This is a genomic window from Kribbella sp. NPDC055071 (assembly GCF_053608045.1).
Window position 1 is genome coordinate 57,397 of sequence record NZ_JBSGUS010000023.1, and the last position, 15,924, is coordinate 73,320.

15 protein-coding genes are annotated in these 15,924 nt (G+C 67.7%); 8 read left to right on the top strand and 7 right to left on the bottom strand.

The features are described 5' to 3' along the window. Nucleotides 1–216 precede the first annotated feature (216 nt). Nucleotides 217–1,116, top strand: a complete 900-nt coding sequence (locus tag ACWF4Z_RS31210; protein ID WP_452246754.1) for a phosphotransferase enzyme family protein — start codon at nucleotides 217–219, stop codon at nucleotides 1,114–1,116. A gap of 3 nt (nucleotides 1,117–1,119) precedes the next feature. Here the strand turns inward: ACWF4Z_RS31210 and ACWF4Z_RS31215 are convergent, their stop codons facing one another. Then, nucleotides 1,120–2,481, bottom strand: a complete 1,362-nt coding sequence (locus ACWF4Z_RS31215) for a hypothetical protein (RefSeq protein ID WP_452246755.1) — start codon at nucleotides 2,479–2,481, stop codon at nucleotides 1,120–1,122. Nucleotides 2,482–2,761: 280 nt separating this feature from the next. On the opposite strand from ACWF4Z_RS31215, the gene ACWF4Z_RS31220 reads away from it, so the two are divergent. The 3 genes from ACWF4Z_RS31220 to ACWF4Z_RS31230 all read left to right on the top strand — a co-directional run bounded on the left by ACWF4Z_RS31220 (nucleotide 2,762) and on the right by ACWF4Z_RS31230 (nucleotide 4,508). Continuing rightward, nucleotides 2,762–2,986 (top strand): hypothetical protein, encoded by a 225-nt coding sequence (locus ACWF4Z_RS31220; RefSeq protein ID WP_452246756.1) that lies wholly within the window; start codon nucleotides 2,762–2,764, stop codon nucleotides 2,984–2,986. Nucleotides 2,987–3,052: 66 nt separating this feature from the next. Continuing rightward, nucleotides 3,053–3,793 carry a GntR family transcriptional regulator gene (locus tag ACWF4Z_RS31225; RefSeq protein WP_452246757.1) on the top strand — a complete coding sequence of 247 codons (741 nt, stop codon included), beginning with the start codon at nucleotides 3,053–3,055 and terminating at the stop codon, nucleotides 3,791–3,793. A 58-nt stretch (nucleotides 3,794–3,851) separates the two neighbouring features. Further along, a complete protein-coding gene (locus tag ACWF4Z_RS31230) occupies nucleotides 3,852–4,508 on the top strand; it encodes a hypothetical protein (protein ID WP_452246758.1) in 657 nt (218 codons plus the stop codon). Nucleotides 4,509–4,529: 21 nt separating this feature from the next. Here ACWF4Z_RS31230 and ACWF4Z_RS31235 read toward each other — a convergent pair whose 3' ends face one another. Further along, the gene (locus ACWF4Z_RS31235) at nucleotides 4,530–5,360 is read right to left on the bottom strand and encodes an LLM class flavin-dependent oxidoreductase (protein WP_452246759.1); all 831 of its coding nucleotides are present in this window, start codon (nucleotides 5,358–5,360) and stop codon (nucleotides 4,530–4,532) included. A 178-nt stretch (nucleotides 5,361–5,538) separates the two neighbouring features. On the opposite strand from ACWF4Z_RS31235, the gene ACWF4Z_RS31240 reads away from it, so the two are divergent. The 3 genes from ACWF4Z_RS31240 (at nucleotide 5,539) to ACWF4Z_RS31250 (ending at nucleotide 8,449) form a co-directional block, all read left to right on the top strand. Further along, on the top strand, nucleotides 5,539–6,426 hold the full coding sequence (locus ACWF4Z_RS31240; RefSeq protein WP_452246760.1) for an N-acetylglucosamine kinase: 888 nt from the start codon (nucleotides 5,539–5,541) through the stop codon (nucleotides 6,424–6,426). Next, on the top strand, nucleotides 6,423–7,091 hold the full coding sequence (locus ACWF4Z_RS31245) for an N-acetylmannosamine-6-phosphate 2-epimerase (RefSeq protein ID WP_452246761.1): 669 nt from the start codon (nucleotides 6,423–6,425) through the stop codon (nucleotides 7,089–7,091). Before ACWF4Z_RS31240 ends, ACWF4Z_RS31245 begins: the two co-directional genes overlap by 4 nt. Before the next feature lie 116 nt (nucleotides 7,092–7,207). Further along, the gene (locus ACWF4Z_RS31250; RefSeq protein ID WP_452246762.1) at nucleotides 7,208–8,449 is read left to right on the top strand and encodes a hypothetical protein; all 1,242 of its coding nucleotides are present in this window, start codon (nucleotides 7,208–7,210) and stop codon (nucleotides 8,447–8,449) included. 169 nt (nucleotides 8,450–8,618) lie between these two features. Here ACWF4Z_RS31250 and ACWF4Z_RS31255 read toward each other — a convergent pair whose 3' ends face one another. Next, the gene (locus ACWF4Z_RS31255; RefSeq protein ID WP_452246763.1) at nucleotides 8,619–10,682 is read right to left on the bottom strand and encodes a YhgE/Pip family protein; all 2,064 of its coding nucleotides are present in this window, start codon (nucleotides 10,680–10,682) and stop codon (nucleotides 8,619–8,621) included. After that, nucleotides 10,679–11,407 carry a hypothetical protein gene (locus ACWF4Z_RS31260; RefSeq protein ID WP_452246764.1) on the bottom strand — a complete coding sequence of 243 codons (729 nt, stop codon included), beginning with the start codon at nucleotides 11,405–11,407 and terminating at the stop codon, nucleotides 10,679–10,681. The genes ACWF4Z_RS31255 and ACWF4Z_RS31260 overlap by 4 nt, the downstream gene beginning before the upstream one ends. 56 nt (nucleotides 11,408–11,463) lie before the next feature. Between ACWF4Z_RS31260 and ACWF4Z_RS31265 the strand changes: the two genes are divergently transcribed. After that, entirely contained in the window at nucleotides 11,464–12,075 is a 612-nt protein-coding gene (locus ACWF4Z_RS31265; protein ID WP_452246765.1) for a TetR/AcrR family transcriptional regulator, read from the top strand. Here ACWF4Z_RS31265 and ACWF4Z_RS31270 read toward each other — a convergent pair. The 3 genes from ACWF4Z_RS31270 to ACWF4Z_RS31280 all read right to left on the bottom strand — a co-directional run bounded on the left by ACWF4Z_RS31270 (nucleotide 12,056) and on the right by ACWF4Z_RS31280 (nucleotide 15,885). Beyond that, a complete protein-coding gene (locus ACWF4Z_RS31270) occupies nucleotides 12,056–13,603 on the bottom strand; it encodes a molybdopterin-dependent oxidoreductase (protein WP_452246766.1) in 1,548 nt (515 codons plus the stop codon). The two genes, ACWF4Z_RS31265 and ACWF4Z_RS31270, sit on opposite strands and share 20 nt — an antisense overlap. 270 nt (nucleotides 13,604–13,873) lie before the next feature. Further along, the gene (locus ACWF4Z_RS31275) at nucleotides 13,874–14,425 is read right to left on the bottom strand and encodes a MarR family winged helix-turn-helix transcriptional regulator (protein ID WP_452246767.1); all 552 of its coding nucleotides are present in this window, start codon (nucleotides 14,423–14,425) and stop codon (nucleotides 13,874–13,876) included. Between the two features lie 158 nt (nucleotides 14,426–14,583). After that, nucleotides 14,584–15,885 (bottom strand): hypothetical protein, encoded by a 1,302-nt coding sequence (locus tag ACWF4Z_RS31280; RefSeq protein WP_452246768.1) that lies wholly within the window; start codon nucleotides 15,883–15,885, stop codon nucleotides 14,584–14,586. Nucleotides 15,886–15,924 lie beyond the last annotated feature (39 nt).

The window sequence follows — 15,924 nt, forward strand, 5'->3', positions numbered from 1 at the left end:
GCTAGGTGGAACCCGATCCTGTGGTCCCGGCAAAAGGTAGAAGGCAGCACGAACATCCGAGAGCGCGGCGCGCACCTTGGGGCTGGGGGGAGTTCGCCCAGCTCGCTCGTTGGAGCTGATGCCAGGAAGCAGTCGGTTCGTCATCAGACCACGGCACACCGCCCAGGCGGCGAAGCTTCAGACAGGCCTGCATCGCTGTGGTGAGAGACTGCGGGTATGGCTGGGGCAGTTGATCGGACGGCTGCGTTCCGGGTGGTTCGATCTGTTGCCGCCAAGCTGGGGGTGGGGGTCGGGGCGACAGGCGCCGAGTTGCTCGGACCGATTGCCGACAACGCGGTCTTCCGGTTGCCGGGTGGCCTGGTGGCTCGGGTATCGGCTGGATCGTCGTACGAGCGGGCATTGCTCGAGGTCCGGACGGGCCGGTGGCTGGCCGAGCAAGGCGTGTCGGCGGTGAAGCCGCTCGAGTTGATCGACCAGCCGTGGATGGTCGAGGGGCATGCGGTGACGATCTGGCATGAGGTGCCGGACGCCTCGATGGCCAGCACGGCGGAGCTGGCGAGTCTGCTCGGGCGACTACACGCGTTGCCCGTGCCGTCGGACTTCGAGATCCCGCTGTTGGACCCGTTTGTTCGGCTTGCGGAGCACCTGGACGCAGCCGACGGAGCGCTCGACGCCGGCGATCGCCAGTTCATGTCGGAGCGGTTGGACCAGCTCCAGGACGAGTACACGCAAGTGAGTGCCGGCCTGCCGGTGTGCGTCATCCACGGCGACGCCAACCGCAAGAACGCAATTCGTGGGAGTGACGGCATCGCCGTACTCCTCGATCTGGAGCGGTTCAGCATCGGCCCGCGCGAATGGGACCTCGTCGTACCGGCGGTCTACCAGCGGCTCGGCTGGTACGACAACGCCGAGTACGACGCCTTCGTCACCGCCTACGGATGGGACGTGCGCACCTGGGACGGCTTCCCCGTCTTCGCGGCCCTCCGCGAGTTACGCATGACCGCCTGGCTCCTCAGCCGCCTAACCCGAGAACCCCGCCTCCACCCCGAAGCCACCCGCCGCATAGCCACCCTCCGCAACCCAGAAGCCCCCAGATTCTGGACCCCGGGCACCTGACAGCTAAGACGCCACAACGAGGATCTCTCGCGCTCGCTCGCGGAACTCGGAGATCGACCGGTGCCGTCCGAAGCTGGTCAATGCGTTGTCGAACGTTCGCACGTACTTCCGGACGCGCGCGGACTTGATCTTGCCCGCAGCCGCCAGTGCCTCTCCGGCTGTCGCGCAGGCTTGCGCGATTTCACCTGCATCCAGGTAGGACGTTGCGAGCGAGATCCGGCAGAACGTTCGGCTCCGCGGGTGCAGATCGATCGAACCTCTGAGTGCTGCCTGAGCATGTCGCTCGGCCTCCCGCGGCGTGCGGAGGCTCGTGAAGCAGTGCGCCAGTTCGTCGTGGAGCTCTGACTGATCGAAGTACCCGATCCAGTCCGGCTCGCCGTCGGCCTCGGTGCTCTTTGCGAAGCTGGCCTCCGCGTGCCGCATCATCCGGAGGCACGCACGCTTGTCTCCGATGCTGGCCAGTCCGCGCGCCTCCATGGCCGCGTACATTGACCTCACCCGTGGTGTGGCATCCGCGCCCGCTCCGAGCGCCGCCGCCCTCGCCAGATCAACGGCTTCGCGGTGTTCACCAAGGTAGTTGGCCTGGTGGCTCATCAGTGCCAGGACCTTCCCACCCAATGGCCGATGCCCAGAAGCGTGCGCGAGGTTGAGCGCCTGAACGAAATAGCGTCGGGCAAGTCCGTGCCGGCCGACGTCGTACGCCATCGCTCCGGTCTTATATGTGAATTGTGCCGCGACCGAGAACAGTTCACGTCCGATCGCGTCGGTGTAGTTCGCGTGCAGTAGTGGGGTCACCGCGTCAGTCAGGTACTGAACGGCCGCGGATCGCGCGTGGCCGCCACCGAACTGGTGATCAAGACGTTCGAACATCTGCAGAGTTGCGCGAATCGCCTCGACATCGTCGACGCCGACCCGGCCGAGGCCGTGTGTGCGGTAAGGCGGATCCGCGGGAGGCGATACCAGCCATCGAGCCATCGGTGTCGTCAGCGCGCCGGCAGCGACGGCCATGCGAAGGAAGTCCGAGCGTCTCAAGTCCTCTGTCCACAGTCTGCGAGAGGTACGGATCGTTGCCTCGCGGGACTCGGAGAAGGTGAGGCCGAGCGTCAATGGTCGTTCGGCTGTGAAACCGAGCTCACCGAGCGACAACGCGCGGCCCAGACGACGACCAAGCGCCTCGGCGATCAGGTCCGGCTTTGCGCCGCGAGGAACCATTCCTTTCAGCCAGCGGCCGACGTCCACATGGTCACAGCGCACGTCCTTGAGCCCTCGGGCTGCCGCGAGTTCACGAATGTCGCGCGCGAGCGCATTCCGCGAGCAGGCCGCCTCGTCCAGTAGGGCGGCGAGCGACTCGTTGGGCGATCTCATGCAACCTCTTCAGAAGCACTGGTCTGATCCACTCACAGTAGTCGGTTGATCGCGCGGCGGACAGCTGCTCTGTTCGGCGATCCGTGCTCAAGTGCACATGCTCTGCACAGGTTGTTGCCGAGTGCACGGTGTTTGCATCTGCCGGGCGAGCTGACGCAGCGCTGAGATGGAGACATTCCCCTGATCGGCGGGGCCGGCGTTGTGGATTCCCTGCGACCGACGCCGGCTCCGTCCACCACGAGAGGGCTCCCATGCTCAACAAGTCCCTGTGCGGCGGGCGATGACCGACACCACGCGGGTGCCCGACGAGGAGCTGAAGTGGTGGCAGCTGAAGCAGGGTGATCGGGTCAGCCACTTCGACTACGGCGTTGGGACTGTGGATGGCGCCGGACCGGTGTGGGTGTGCATCACCTGGGACAACCCCGACGAGCACGTGAACTGTCACACCGTTGAGATTGTCAGGTACCTCTGCCTGGAGGGGGTGGCTGGTGGGGAAGTGGTCTAGGGCGAAAGGGTTCGACTGGTGTGGAAAGGCTTTTGGTGGGGTGGGGGTGGGTGTTACGTAAGACCAATGCATGCGTCGTTGCCGGGGAAGGCTGCTGAGATTCGGGCGTTGTTGTTGAGTTTGATCGACACGTTGCCGGAGGGTGCGGCGTTGCCTGCGGAGCGGGAGCTTGCGGTGCGGTGGAACGTGGCGCGGATGACGTTGCGGCGGGCGGTGGACGAGCTCGTGATCGAGGAGCTGCTGGTGCGGCGGCACGGCAGTGGGACGTACACGACGCGGCCGAAGGTGGCGCGGTGGCTGGGGATGATCGGGTTCTCCGAGGACATCCGGCGGCGCGGGATGCGGCCGGGGAGCACGATGCTGGAGTTCCGGCACCAGAAGGCTGAACGCTCGGCCGCCCGACGACTGCGGATCCCGGTCGGCGATCCGATCCTCGCGTTCACCCGGGTCCGGCTCGCGGACGATCACCCGATGGTCGTCGAACGTACGACGATGCCGGCCGCCTACGTCCCGGGCCTCCAGGCCGAGGACCTCGACGGCTCCCTCTACGACCTCCTCACCACCCGCTACGGCATCGACCTGGTCAGTGGCACCTCCCGCCTGGAACCAGCCATGCCCGACGCGAAAACGGCCGCGTGGCTGGACATCCCCACGACCCAGCCCTGCCTGGCTCTCCACGGCATCAGCTTCGACAGCCGCGACCGCGTCTTCGAATACACCTCAGCCCTCTACCGAGGCGACCGCTACGCCTTCACCACCGAACTCCGCACCACCCCAACCCCCCGCGCCAACGCCAAGGGGCTGTAGTTGACGGGGCATGATGATTACTTGGTGTGGTTGGTAGGTAACTATCGTGGGGTGGATCATGGATCTCAGTAGCCCGATCAGTGTGGTGGTGCCCTCGTTGGATGGGCCTGTGTTGCGGGTTTTGGTGCAGGCGGAGGAAGGGCTGTCGGGGCGGCAGATCCATAAGTTGGCGGGGTCGGGGAGTGTCGCCGGGGTTCGGCTGGTGCTGCAGCGGCTGGCGGCGACGGGGCTGGTGCATGTTGACGATGTGGGCAACTCGTTGCTCTATCGCCTTAATCGCAAGCACCTCGCGTATCCGGCGGTCGAGTTCCTGGCTGACCTGCGTCGTACGTTGATCGGCCGGCTTGCCGATGAGATCAATGGGTGGAGGGTCCTGCCCGTGCATGCCAGCGTGTACGGCGCTCTCGCTCGTGGCGATGGTGATCTCGACAGCGACGTCGACCTACTGCTGATCCGTCCCGATCACCTGGACGCGGGCGACGTCGGCTGGGAGGAGCAGGCCGGTCGCCTGATGCAGACCGTTGTCGACCTGACCGGCAACCCGGCGCACATCTTTGAGCTGAGCCGCACGGAGCTCGCCGACCACCTGAACGCCGGCGACTCCATCCTCAACGACTGGGCCCACCCCAATCTCCAGCTCACCGGCCTCCCCCTCGACACCCTGCTCGAAGAAGCCGGCCGGCTGGACGACCTCGAGGTAGTCCTTCCCAGGTAACGCGGAAACGGCGCGTGCTGTTCAGCGGTAGTCGTCGAGCCGGCTGACGACCTTGTCGAACACGGCCCGCTCGTGCTCCTTCGGCGCATACAGAACGAGCTCGTCGAAGCCGATCCCGCCGTACCGCTCGACGAGCTGCCCGAAGCCTTCCTCCGACGCCCACGGATCGATCTGCCCGTACGCGAGCAGCAGCCGCCGGATCGTCCGACCGTTGAGCGCCGCGTCCAGCGCCTGCGAGCGCTCGATCGACTTCGCGTAGAACTCTTCCTCGGTCGCCGCACCCGGGAACGTCACCCACCCGTCGCCGTGCGCCGCGACGACCGCGAGCGCTCGCGGCGCGTTGGCGGCAATGATCAGCGGCAACCGCTCCTGCACAGTCCCAGGCGTCATCGCGGCCAGCGAGTACGGGTAGTGCGGGCCGTCGTGGTCGGCCACATCGCCACTCAGCAGCCGCTCAACCACGGTGACGAACTCGTCCAGTCGTTCGGCCCGCTCGCGCGCGGTCCACATCGGCGTACCGGCCATACCGTGGTCGGTCGGCCAGACGCCCGAGCCGATGCCCAGGTCGAAGCGCCCACCGGAGATGTGGTCGAGCGTGGTCGCCTGCTTGGCCAGTATGGTCGGGTGCCGGAACACGACGTTCGCGATCAGCAGCCCGACCCGGATCCGACGCGTGGTGGCGGCCCAGCCCGCGATGACCGTCGGGCCGTCGTGCACCGGTACGGCGGCGTCGCGCGGATTGCGCAGGTTGTCACCGGTCCACAGACCGTCGAAGCCGGCGTCCTCTGCCACCCCCGCCCAGTACGAGGCGTCGTCCCAGCCTGCCGCGTTGACCTTGAGCCCGAATCGCATATGTCCCCTCCCGAGGTTCCCGGCCAGCCTGCCACGCCGACTGGTCCCGAAGCATCCGTTTGCCCGGCCGGACCGCAGGATCGACCCGAGTGGTCTACTCGGGGTGCTTTACCTGGACCCTCAACCACTCGATACGCTGCATTCCTCCCTGGCAGGACTACTCGCACTGGATCACAGCATGACGCAGATCGCGATCGACGGCGGCCAGTCCGCCCTCCGGCTCCGAGTCCTCCCGTCCCGTCGTACCGGCAAGGGCCCCGGCTATACGCACGGTCCCGACGCGATCGCCCGGATGCTCGACGCGATCCGCGTCGCCGCGGTTGAGGCGGAGGTCAATGGGCCGGTCGAGGTCGTGGCGCTCGGGCTGACCGGGTATCCGCAAGCGCATGGAGCGGCCGAGGTGTTCGCAGCCGAGGTTGGCGAGCTGCTCGACGCCGACGAGGTGCGGCTGACGCAGGACATGGTGACCGCGCATGCCGGTGCGCTACCCGACGGGTACGGCGTAGTAGTTGCCGCAGGCACCGGATTGGTCTGCCTGGCGGTCGATCGTGACGGCACCTGGCGCAAGCTGGACGGGCACGGGTACCTGTTCGGCGACGCGGGCAGCGCATTCGCGATCGGTCGTGCCGGCCTGGTCGCGGTCCAGCGCGCGCGGGACGGCCGAGGACCGGTCACCAAGCTCTCGGACACCGCGCTCGATCCGGTCGCCCTGTATCGGTCGTCGACCCTGGTCGACGACGTAGCCCGCTTCGCCCCCGAAGTACTGCGATGTGCCGCCGAAGGTGATCCGGTCGCGGTCGACGTGGTCGTCTGGGCGGCCGAGGACATCGCCGAGACCATCAGCGCGGCAGTGGCGCAGCTCGCCGGCGAAGGGCCGGTCCCGGTCGCGTGTGTCGGCGGCCTGTTCGAAGGCGCCGGCGAACAGCTGCTGGCGCCGGTCCGCGCGGCCGTGGCCCCCCGTGCCCAACTCACCCCCGCGGCCGGGAACTCGCTCGACGGCGCCGAGCGACTTGCGACCGGTCCGGTTCGGACCTACGCCGACCTGATCGTGACACACCATCGATGACCTCACTTGCCCCCGGCATCTTGGTGGTGTCCTGCCAGGCAGATCCCGGGACGCCGCTCGACGCACCCGCCGCGATGGCTCTGATGGCCCAGGCCGCCGAAGCGGGCGGTGCCGGTGCGATCCGGGCCAACGGGCCGGGGGACATCGCGGCGATTCGGGCCGTGACCACACTGCCGATCCTCGGGCTGCACAAGGTTGGTGACCGGACCGGCGTGTTCATCACTCCGACGTACGACGCCGCGGTCGGGGTCGTGGCAGCCGGCGCCGACCTGGTTGCACTGGACGGCACCGACCGGCCGCGACCCGATGGGCAGCGGCTGGATCAGCAGATCACTCGGATCCACGACGAGCTCGGCGTACCGGTCCTGGCCGACGTGGACAGCTTCGAAGCCGGGCTGGCCGCGCGTGCCGCGGGTGCCGACCTGGTCGCGACAACGCTGTCCGGCTACACCGACAGCCGTCCGCCGGCCGGACCCGATGTCGAGCTGGTCAAGCGGTTGGCCACACGGCTGGATTGTCCGGTCGTTGCCGAAGGCAGGATTCGTACGCCGGATGACGTTCGTACCGTCTTCGCCGCAGGCGCGTACGCCGTTGTCGTCGGGCATGCGATCACGGACCCGCTGGACCTCACGGCGCGGCTGGTGGCCGCGATCCCGGCCGGATAAGCAGCCGTCGTACCGGAGCCCGGCATCGGACTCTTCGGGTTTCTGCGCACGCGGAACGAATACCTGCTTGTCTTGATAGTGAACTGACCATCTCGTATGACCGCGGGAGCCCTGAAGTGAGCGAACTTCTCTTGGCCGCGACGTCCCTGGACGTCACCCCACCGCCCGGCCACCGGCTGGACGGCTACGCCGCGCGTGCCGGAGTGGCGACCGGTACGGCGGACCCGCTGCGGGCGACCCTGATCTGGCTGAGTACGGCGGATGGCCCCGGCGTGCTCTGGCTCACACTGGATGCGATCGCGGTCACCAAAGACCTGACCGCCGCATTGTCAGCCGCCGCCGGTGCCGCCGCCGGCATCCCGGCGTCCCACGTGGTCGTGTCGGCCTCGCACACGCACTCCGGGCCGTCCGGCTGGACCGGTGAGATCCATCCGGTCATCCCGGCCGAGCGCGAGTCCGAGCTGGTCGACGCCTTGGTGTCGTCGGTCCTCGGGGCATCGCTGGTGCGGGCGCCTGTGACCGCGTCGTGGCGGTCGGTCGAGGTGGTCGGTGTCGGTACGAACCGGCATCACCGCAACGGGCCGCACGACAACACGGCTGGGATCTTGGCCCTGCATTCCTTGGATGGTTCGCTCGAGGCCGTGCTGCTGGACTTCGCGTGTCATCCGACCACGTACGGACCGGAGAACCTGCAGTACTCCGCCGACTGGCCGGGTGCCGCGCGGGCCGCGTTGGCTCCGGCGGTCGTTGGGTTCCTGCAGGGCGCGGCCGGTGACGTGAGTCCGCGCTTTACGCGCCAGGGCCGCGGTGCCGCGGAGGTGAGTCGGCTGGGCGGGTTGTTGGCGAACCGGGTTCGCGAGGCGCTGGCCGGCCCGGGGCTGGCGTTAGGCGGGTCTGCGCCGGGCATCCGCCGTACGACGCTGGACCTGCCTGTGCGCGCGTTTCCGTCACCGGCCGCGGCGGCCGAGCTGGTCGCTAGCGCTGAATCCCGTGTCAATGGCAACGACGACCCCTCCGGCCGCATCTCCCAAACCCGGCTGGACGGAGCCCGAGGCCAAGCCCTGATGGCGGTCGCCTCCATCCCGCCGGCCCTGGAGCTACCCATCAGCGTCGTCACCCTGGGAGACGTCTGCTGGATCAACCTCCCCATCGAACTCTTCGCTGCCCTCGGCGCCACCCTCCAACAAGACAGCACCCACCCCATCACCCGAGTAGTTGGCTACACCGACGGCTACTACGGGTACGTCGTCGACCCCCCAGCAGCAGACGCCAACACCTACGAAGCCCTCATCACTTACTTCAACCAACCCACCACCAAAACCCTCCTCACCGAAACCACCCACTTCCTCAACAGCTGAACCTCCCCCGCGTGCTGCGGGCTGCCGCCGCTTCCCCGGCAGCGGGTGTGGGCTCGGCGACTGTTGTCGGGGGAGGTGGAGCTCCAGGCCATCGCAATCCGCTGGTCGGCTGGGTTTCAGGCGTGGCGCCTGGGCTCGACGGCGATTGTGATGGCGTGGGGATCGGTGCCTACAACGCCAGTTCGGGTTGGAGTTTTTTGGCTGGCCAGATGCGTTGTTTGCGGGCGGCCAAGGTGGAGGCTGCCAGGGCTATGGCGAACCAAGCGACCAGGGCGAGGAGGTCTCGGCCCAGGGAGGCGTCGGGGCCGCCGTACATGAGGTGGCGGACGCCGTCGATCGCGTAGCTCATGGGGAGGGCGTGGTGGAAGAAGTAGAGGGGGCCGGGGATGGTCTGCCAGGGGAAGGTGCCGCCGGCGCTGACCAACTGGACGACCATCAGGACCAGGCCCAGGAACTTGCCGACGGCACCGAACCAGGCGGACAGCGCGTGCAGGATCGCCACGAACGTGAACGACGTGAGGATCAGGAAGCCGACGGTGAGCCACGGATGGGCCGCGTGGATTCCTAGACCCAGGGTGACGGCGACGAAGACGATGACGGCCTGGCCCGCGCCGATGAGGGCCGGAGGCAACCAACCGCCCAGGGCTACGCGGAACGGCGATTGCAGCGCCGCCAGGGCCCGTGGGGACAGCGGGCGGACCAGGAGGAAGAGGACGTACGCGCCGATCCAGCAAGCCAGACTGAGGAAGAACGGAGCCAGCCCGGCGCCATAGCTGTCCGCTGTTGCTTGGGAGACGTTCTGCAGGGTCACCGGCGCGCCCAGCGTCTCGGCGACCGCCTTGCGCTGGTCGGCAGTGGGGTTGGGGATCTGCTTGACGCCGTTGGCCAGTCCGGTGTTCAGCTGCGTGGCGCCGTTCTTCAGCTGGGTGACTCCGGTGGCGAGACTGTTCACGCCGGTCAGCAGTTGGCCCTGCCCGACGACCGCCTGCTTCTCACCGGTCGCGAGCTGCTGACTGCCGGTCTGCAGGCTACCGAGCCCGGTCTTGAGCTGCGCTGCACCCGTGTTCAGCTGATGCGCGCCAGTTGACGCCGTACTGATGCCAGTCGTCAACGCAGGTGTCGCCTTGGCCAATGCGGCTGCGCCGTTCGAGACCTTGCGGGCTCCGGTGGCGAGTTGGTTGAGCTGCTTGGACGTGGACTGGATCTTCGTGTTCGCTTGTACGACGGGGGCCCGCAGCTTGGCCGTCTCCGTCAGCACCTGCCGGATCTGGTGTTGGCTGAACCCTTGTGCCTTGAGCCTGGCCGCCAGTCCGGTGTCGAACGTCTTGAGATCCTTCACGAGGGTGCCGGACGCGGTCGCGACCTGACGGCCGACACCGGCGATCTTTTCGTTGCCATCGGCAACCTGATCGGCACCGGCGGCGAGCGACTTGGTCTGCGCGGGAAGGGCTGCGGTCTTCCGCTTCAACGTGCCCAGGCCGGTGTCCAGCTGTGCAGCACCATTCGCGAGCTGGGTCGCACCCTGCGAGGCCTGCGTCGTACCGGTTGCCAGCTTGGTCGCCCCGGCGGAGAGCTGCTTCTGCGCGGTGTTGAGCTGGGTCGCACCGGTCTGAAGCTTGGTCGCACCGGCCGCCGCAGTGGTGAGGCCGCTCTGGAGTTGAGCCGCACCGGACGCGGCCTGGCTGATCTGCGTGTGGATCGTGTTGTACCCGGCCAGCAGTTGACTGGCCGCTGTCTCGCTCACCTGCGACGCAACGGTCTTGGTCACCTGGGCGACGACCTGGTTCGCGATCGTGTGGGCGATGTAGTTGTTGGCGTCGTTGGTGAGTAGCTCGAGTTTCGCCTGCCTGGGCGTGAAATCCGCGGTCGACGCGAGGTCGGCGGAGAACGTCGTCGGCAGCACGATCGCGAACTCGTACTTCCCGTTCGACACTCCCGCGGTCGCGTCCGCGCGGTCGACGCGGTGCCAGTCGAAGCTCTTCGACTTGACCAACTCGTCCGCGACCTGCGGTCCGACGTCGAGCTTCTCGCCGGTGGACAGCGTCGTACCGGCGTCTTCGACCACGACTGCGGTGGGGACCTTGTCGAGGCGACCGTACGGGTCGTGGTTGGCGTAAAGGTAGAGGCCGCCGTACAGCACCGGCACGAGCAGCATGGCGATCACGGCCAGCTTCGGCAGGCGGCCGGCGGTCAGCCGCCGCAACTCGCTCAGGGCCATCCGTAGCGCGGTCACGCCTTCTTCTCCTCTACAACATCAACGTCATCGGGTGTGTCAGTTTCTTCTTCGATCGGTACGACGGGCTCGACCGGAGCGATCGGCGCGACCTGCACGGGATCCGGTTGATCGGTCGCCCCAAGCTGCGCGGCCTCGACGTTCAGCAGTCGGGTCGACGCGTCGGCGCAGGTGATGATCACGCCGTACCCGCGTCCCGCCAGCTCACGACCGAGCGCGTACCACTCATGCGGATCGCCACCGTGCCGGTCCGGCATCGTGAAGATGACGAACTTCACCTCCGGCCGCGCCACGGTCAGCTCAGCGAGCAGTCTGGTCCGTACGGCGACCGGCAGGTGCTCGAACCGCTTGTCAGCATGCTCCGCAGCGTCATGCGCGTTCAGCCACTCCAGCACGGCCTTGCGACCAGCCTTCTGGCCAGCGATCGCCAGCTCCTCGCCAACCACCGTCTGAACGGGCAGTGCGTCGTCCGGCTCAGTAATACCGGGTGCGTCGATCACAGCGACTCGCCTACGCAGTACGCCGGGATCGGCGTTGCCGTCGAGCCGCACAGTGCCGGTATCAGGCTTAAGCCGCCCAGACAGACCCAGCGCGGCCGCTACGTGCCCTGCGCCCGGGTAGCCGGCCAGAAGCACCACCTGATGATCGGCAACGCGCACCGACGTCGCGTTCAGCATCGGCGCGTGCGGACCTTGCGCGCTGATCCCGGTGGCCTCGAGCTGCATCCCAGTTCCCCGTTCAATACGGTTGTGTATTCAATACAGAACTGTATCCTACTCCTATGGAAGCACCCAAGCGCCGCCGCTCAGCCACCCGGGCCCGTCTCCTCGACGGTGCCCTCGAAGTGTTCGCCGAGCGAGGGTTCCACGGTGCGTCCGTGGAGGACATCTGCGAGCGGGCAGGCTTCACCCGCGGCGCCTTCTACTCGAACTTCGGGTCCAAGGACGAGTTGGTCCTCGCGTTGTTCCAGGCAACCACCGATCGCCTGCTCGAGCAGATTGCCGCGCTGCTGCCGGACCTTGCGAATCAGCCCGGCACGCTGCTGGACGCCGTACTCGGACTCCTCGACGATGCCGCGCCGGATCAGCGCCAGTGGCACCTGATCTCCACCGAGTTCACGCTGCACGCGCTGCGGCATCCGGAGGCGGCCCGGGCGTTGAACGAGCAGCGGGCGATGTTCCGGGCCAGTCTGACGCAACTGGTCGAGGAGATCGCTCAGACCAGCGGGATGACGTTGAGCGTGCCGGCCGAGCAGTTCGTCCGGATGGTGATCGCCTTGCACGAGGGCGCCCGTTCGCAGAGTCTGCTGGAGCCTCGGAAGGTGCCGGCCGGCTCACTCGAGCACACCTTCCTGCCGATGGTCCTGACCGCGGTCAGCCGACCTTCACGCTGACGGTGTGCAGGCCGGTCGAGCCGTTCGGAGCGGGTGGTGCCGACGCCTCGATCTGCGGGTTTCCCTGGTCGTCGATCGCCCGCACCTGCAGGACGTGGTTGCCCTGCGCCGCGTCCCAGGTCCAATGCCACTGCCGCCAGGTATCGATCGACGCGTCCGTCGCCAGTGTCGCTTGTTGCCAAGCGCCACCATCGACGCGGACCTCGACCTTCGACACTCCGACATGCTGATCCCACGCAACCCCGGCCACGGTCACCGGACCAGGTGACACCTTCTTGCCACCCGGTACGTCGATCCGCGACGACAACTTGATCGGCCCGAGCTCCGACCACCCACGCGGCGTCCAATACCCCTCGAACTGGTCGAACCGCGTCACCTCGATATCCACCAGCCACTTCGTCGCCGACACATACCCATACAGCCCCGGTACGACGATGCGCACCGGAAACCCGTGTTCCACCGGCAACGGCTGGCCGTTCATCGCGAACGCGAGCATCGCCTGACGCTCGTCGAGCAACGTGCTCAACGGCGTACCGGCGGTGAACCCGTCCTTCGACATGGACTGGATCGCGTCCGCGTCCTTGGACGGGCCGGCTTCCTCGAGCAGATCCTTGAGCACCACGCCGGACCAGAGCGCATTCCCGATCAGGTCACCGCCGACCTCGTTGCTCACGCACGTCAGCGTGACCCACTTGTGCACGACCGGGCGCTTCAGCAAGTCGTCGAAGGTCAGGTTGATCTCGCGGTCGACCATGCCGTGGATCCGCAGCTTCCAGTCCGTCGGCATGATCTGCGGGACCGAGAGAGCGGTGTCGATCCGGTAGAAGTCGTCGTTCGGCGTTGCCCAGGGGACCGCGCCGTCGGCCTGTACACCGGCCGGTGGTGCCAGCGTCGGGGGCTGCGGGAGGTTGAGTCCCTTGCGGGCCTCGGCGACGGCGGCGCGGTTTCCGCTGACGACCTTGCCGAGTAGTCCGAGTGCCGCCGAGCCGAGCGCGACGCCGCCGGACAGTTGCAGGAATCCCCGGCGGCTGACGCCGTCCTCGGGGTAGTCGATCAGGGGCTCGAGGCGTCGGGTGAACAGCCGAAGGATGCCGAGCGCGGTGAGCCCGGCGATCAGCGAGGGCAGGAATCCGGTCTGGCCGGAGTCTGCCCGGGTGAGCGCGGCCGCGACCGCTACCCCGGACAGCGCGATGACGATCAGGGCGCCGGCCCAATAGCGGCGTACGGCGAGAATCCCGCCGACTGCGGCCAGTGCGAGCAGGACGATCAGGATGCCGGTTCGCAGGGCGGTCTTGTCGTGGGTGCCGAACAGCGAGATGGCCAGATCCTTCAGCCACGGTGGCACGCGATCGATGAACGCCGAACCGATCGCGACGACCGGGGTCTGCGACGTACCGAGAATTCCGGCGACCACGCTGCCGGCGGCCAGACCGGCCACGGCGGCGAGGATGCCGCCGACCGCTCCACGCCAGCGGGTGACGCCCGGGCCGCGTTTCGTCGCTGACCCGTCCGAGCGGTTTTGCTTCACCTCTCAACCATTACACGCGGCGGGGCGCTCGACACCAGCCGAGCGCCCCATCCGTTGGTCGCGGGTAATGCAGCGGTAATGCTTGGAGATCCAAAGTCCGGGTAGTGCGAGTGGTTCAGGCCCGATCGAAACGCCAGCTCCGGTCAGGTTCAGGTCCCGCCGGGACGTCTGCTCCGGTGGGGGTTCGGATCCGATCGGGACTTCACATCCGGTCGGTTTCAGGTCCGATCGGGACCGTCGGGTCCCGTCGGGCTTCGGTCCGAGCCGGTGTCAGATCCGGTCGGGTGTGATGGGCCCCAGGCCCGGCCGGCCGTTCGGCCAGCGGCGTGCGTTGTCCCGGACCCGGCGGAGCTTGCCGAGAACGGCGTCCCGATCGTCGGCCAGCTGGGACATCCAGAGGCTGTCGATCTCGAGGAGGTGATCCGGCAGTGCTTCGCGCAGCCGCCGCTTTCCCTCCTCGGTCAGCACCGCGAACGAACCGCGGGCATCGTCGGGACACGGCTCCCGGCGAACCAGGCCGAGATTCTCGGCACGGTCCACCAGCCGGGTGATGCCGCCGGTCGTGACGGTCAGCTCCCGGGCCAGAGACGTGAGTCGCTGTTTCTCCCCGTGGCTGCGGGCCAGCCGCAGCAACAGTTCGAACATTGCCATTTGCAGACCACTGCGCTTGAGGGAATGACGCATCAGGTGATCGAGTTCGGCTGCTGCTTCACGCAGCAGGCCGTACGCGCTGATCACGTCGCTTTCCCAGGGTTCGGCGGCGCGAGTGGGTTCTGCATCGGCGAGCGCTAGGGGCGAGCAAAGCGAAGGCGCGATGGTCATGCGCGGACTCTATTAGCTGACTAGGTCACTTCGCTACACGGGGTGACCTTTCAGCTACAGGTCGAGTCCCAACCGAGTCCCCGCTGAGCGTAACCTCGCCCATTCCACCGCGTCCCTGCAGCCCCCAACTCAATCCGGTCTAGCCCGAACCGTCTCACCTACCGGGCGCCGGATGGGCCGGTTGGTTCTGGGGTCGGGGTGGGAGGTGAGCTCGTCGGGCTGCTGCCTCGGGGGCTTGAGCCGAAGCTGCCGGAGCCAGAGGCGCCTGAGCCTCCGGAGCTGGATCTTCGAGGGGGTGTCGACGAGGAGCCGGATGCGCCTGAGCCCGAGGAGCGGCTGCCGGAGCCGCCGCGGGACATCGGGCCGACCGGCGTGGTTGGTGTGGTCGATCCACCGCCTGCCTCGCCGGCGGAATGTGCGGCGGCCCCGGCCACCCCACCCGCCACCTTGCGCGCGCCGTTGATCGACGCGCCGGCGGCGGCGACACCCAGGCCCACCGGGCCGGCCGCGGCCGCTCCGGTCGCGCCCCCGGCGGCAGCCCCTCCGCCGGCCCCTCCGCCCGCGCCGGCGCCTGCTCCGGCGGACTTGCCCATTCCCGAACGTCCGATGTTGAGCGCACCGGTGGCCATCCCGCCGGGATCCGCGACCGCGGTCCCCGACCCGGAGCTGCCCCCGGCAACGGCCGACGTCAGCGGCACCATGAAGCGCAACAGCGCCGGCAGCGCGAAGATCGCCAGGAACAGCATTGCCAGGCCGGTGGCGGTCTGGACGAACGCGTTGCCGGACTGGCCTGCCGGGGTCTCGTTCATCTTCATGGCGGCCGCGTAGATGAGCGCCGCCGCCGGCTTGTACGCGAGGAATCCGAGCGCCCAGCCGCAGTACTTCTTGAACCAGTTCCGCCCGATCTCGGTGTTGGTCGCGGCGGCCGCGAGCGGGAAGGTCCCGGCCAGGATGATCAGCATCGCCGATCGGATCATCAGCAGGATGACCTGGATCAGTGCGCCGACGATGACGAAGACCGAGATGAAGATTGCCAGCAGGCCGGTACCGGAAGGGCCGTAGAGCACCAGCTTGCCGAACGAGGCGCCGAGCGTGGTCTGGTCAGGATGCACCGTGGTCATGATCTGGGACGAGAGCTCGTCGGAGTACGCGGACAGAAGCTGCATGGTGGCGGCACCGGCGCCGCTGACGACCACGAAGATCATCGTTGCCTTGAGCAACTGTTGGAGTGGTTCGGCCCGGTGCTCCCAGGCGGTCCTGATACCGGCCATCACGACCGCCAGGAAGAAGACCACTGCCGTGATCTCGAGGAGATTGTCGTGCAGGAACGCGACGGCGGTGGAGTTCTGCGGTGCGGACGTGTCCGCGTCCGTGGCCAGGACCGGGGCCGGCTGGTTGATCCAGAAGGTCGCGACGCCGTTCATCGCGTTCACGGCCGCCTCACCGATCGACTTCGTCATCGCGTCGAGTTCGTTCCCGATGACAGTTGCGAAAGCGTG

Bases quoted from the DNA above. Each gene is read 5' to 3' on its own strand.
- ACWF4Z_RS31210 (WP_452246754.1), top strand. From the start codon at position 217: ATGGCTGGGGCAGTTGATCGGACGGCTGCGTTCCGGGTGGTTCGATCT.
- ACWF4Z_RS31215 (WP_452246755.1), bottom strand. From the start codon at position 2,481: ATGAGATCGCCCAACGAGTCGCTCGCCGCCCTACTGGACGAGGCGGCC.
- ACWF4Z_RS31220 (WP_452246756.1), top strand. From the start codon at position 2,762: ATGACCGACACCACGCGGGTGCCCGACGAGGAGCTGAAGTGGTGGCAG.
- ACWF4Z_RS31225 (WP_452246757.1), top strand. From the start codon at position 3,053: ATGCATGCGTCGTTGCCGGGGAAGGCTGCTGAGATTCGGGCGTTGTTG.
- ACWF4Z_RS31230 (WP_452246758.1), top strand. From the start codon at position 3,852: ATGGATCTCAGTAGCCCGATCAGTGTGGTGGTGCCCTCGTTGGATGGG.
- ACWF4Z_RS31235 (WP_452246759.1), bottom strand. From the start codon at position 5,360: ATGCGATTCGGGCTCAAGGTCAACGCGGCAGGCTGGGACGACGCCTCG.
- ACWF4Z_RS31240 (WP_452246760.1), top strand. From the start codon at position 5,539: ATGACGCAGATCGCGATCGACGGCGGCCAGTCCGCCCTCCGGCTCCGA.
- ACWF4Z_RS31245 (WP_452246761.1), top strand. From the start codon at position 6,423: ATGACCTCACTTGCCCCCGGCATCTTGGTGGTGTCCTGCCAGGCAGAT.
- ACWF4Z_RS31260 (WP_452246764.1), bottom strand. From the start codon at position 11,407: ATGCAGCTCGAGGCCACCGGGATCAGCGCGCAAGGTCCGCACGCGCCG.
- ACWF4Z_RS31265 (WP_452246765.1), top strand. From the start codon at position 11,464: ATGGAAGCACCCAAGCGCCGCCGCTCAGCCACCCGGGCCCGTCTCCTC.
- ACWF4Z_RS31275 (WP_452246767.1), bottom strand. From the start codon at position 14,425: ATGACCATCGCGCCTTCGCTTTGCTCGCCCCTAGCGCTCGCCGATGCA.
- ACWF4Z_RS31280 (WP_452246768.1), bottom strand. From the start codon at position 15,885: ATGACGAAGTCGATCGGTGAGGCGGCCGTGAACGCGATGAACGGCGTC.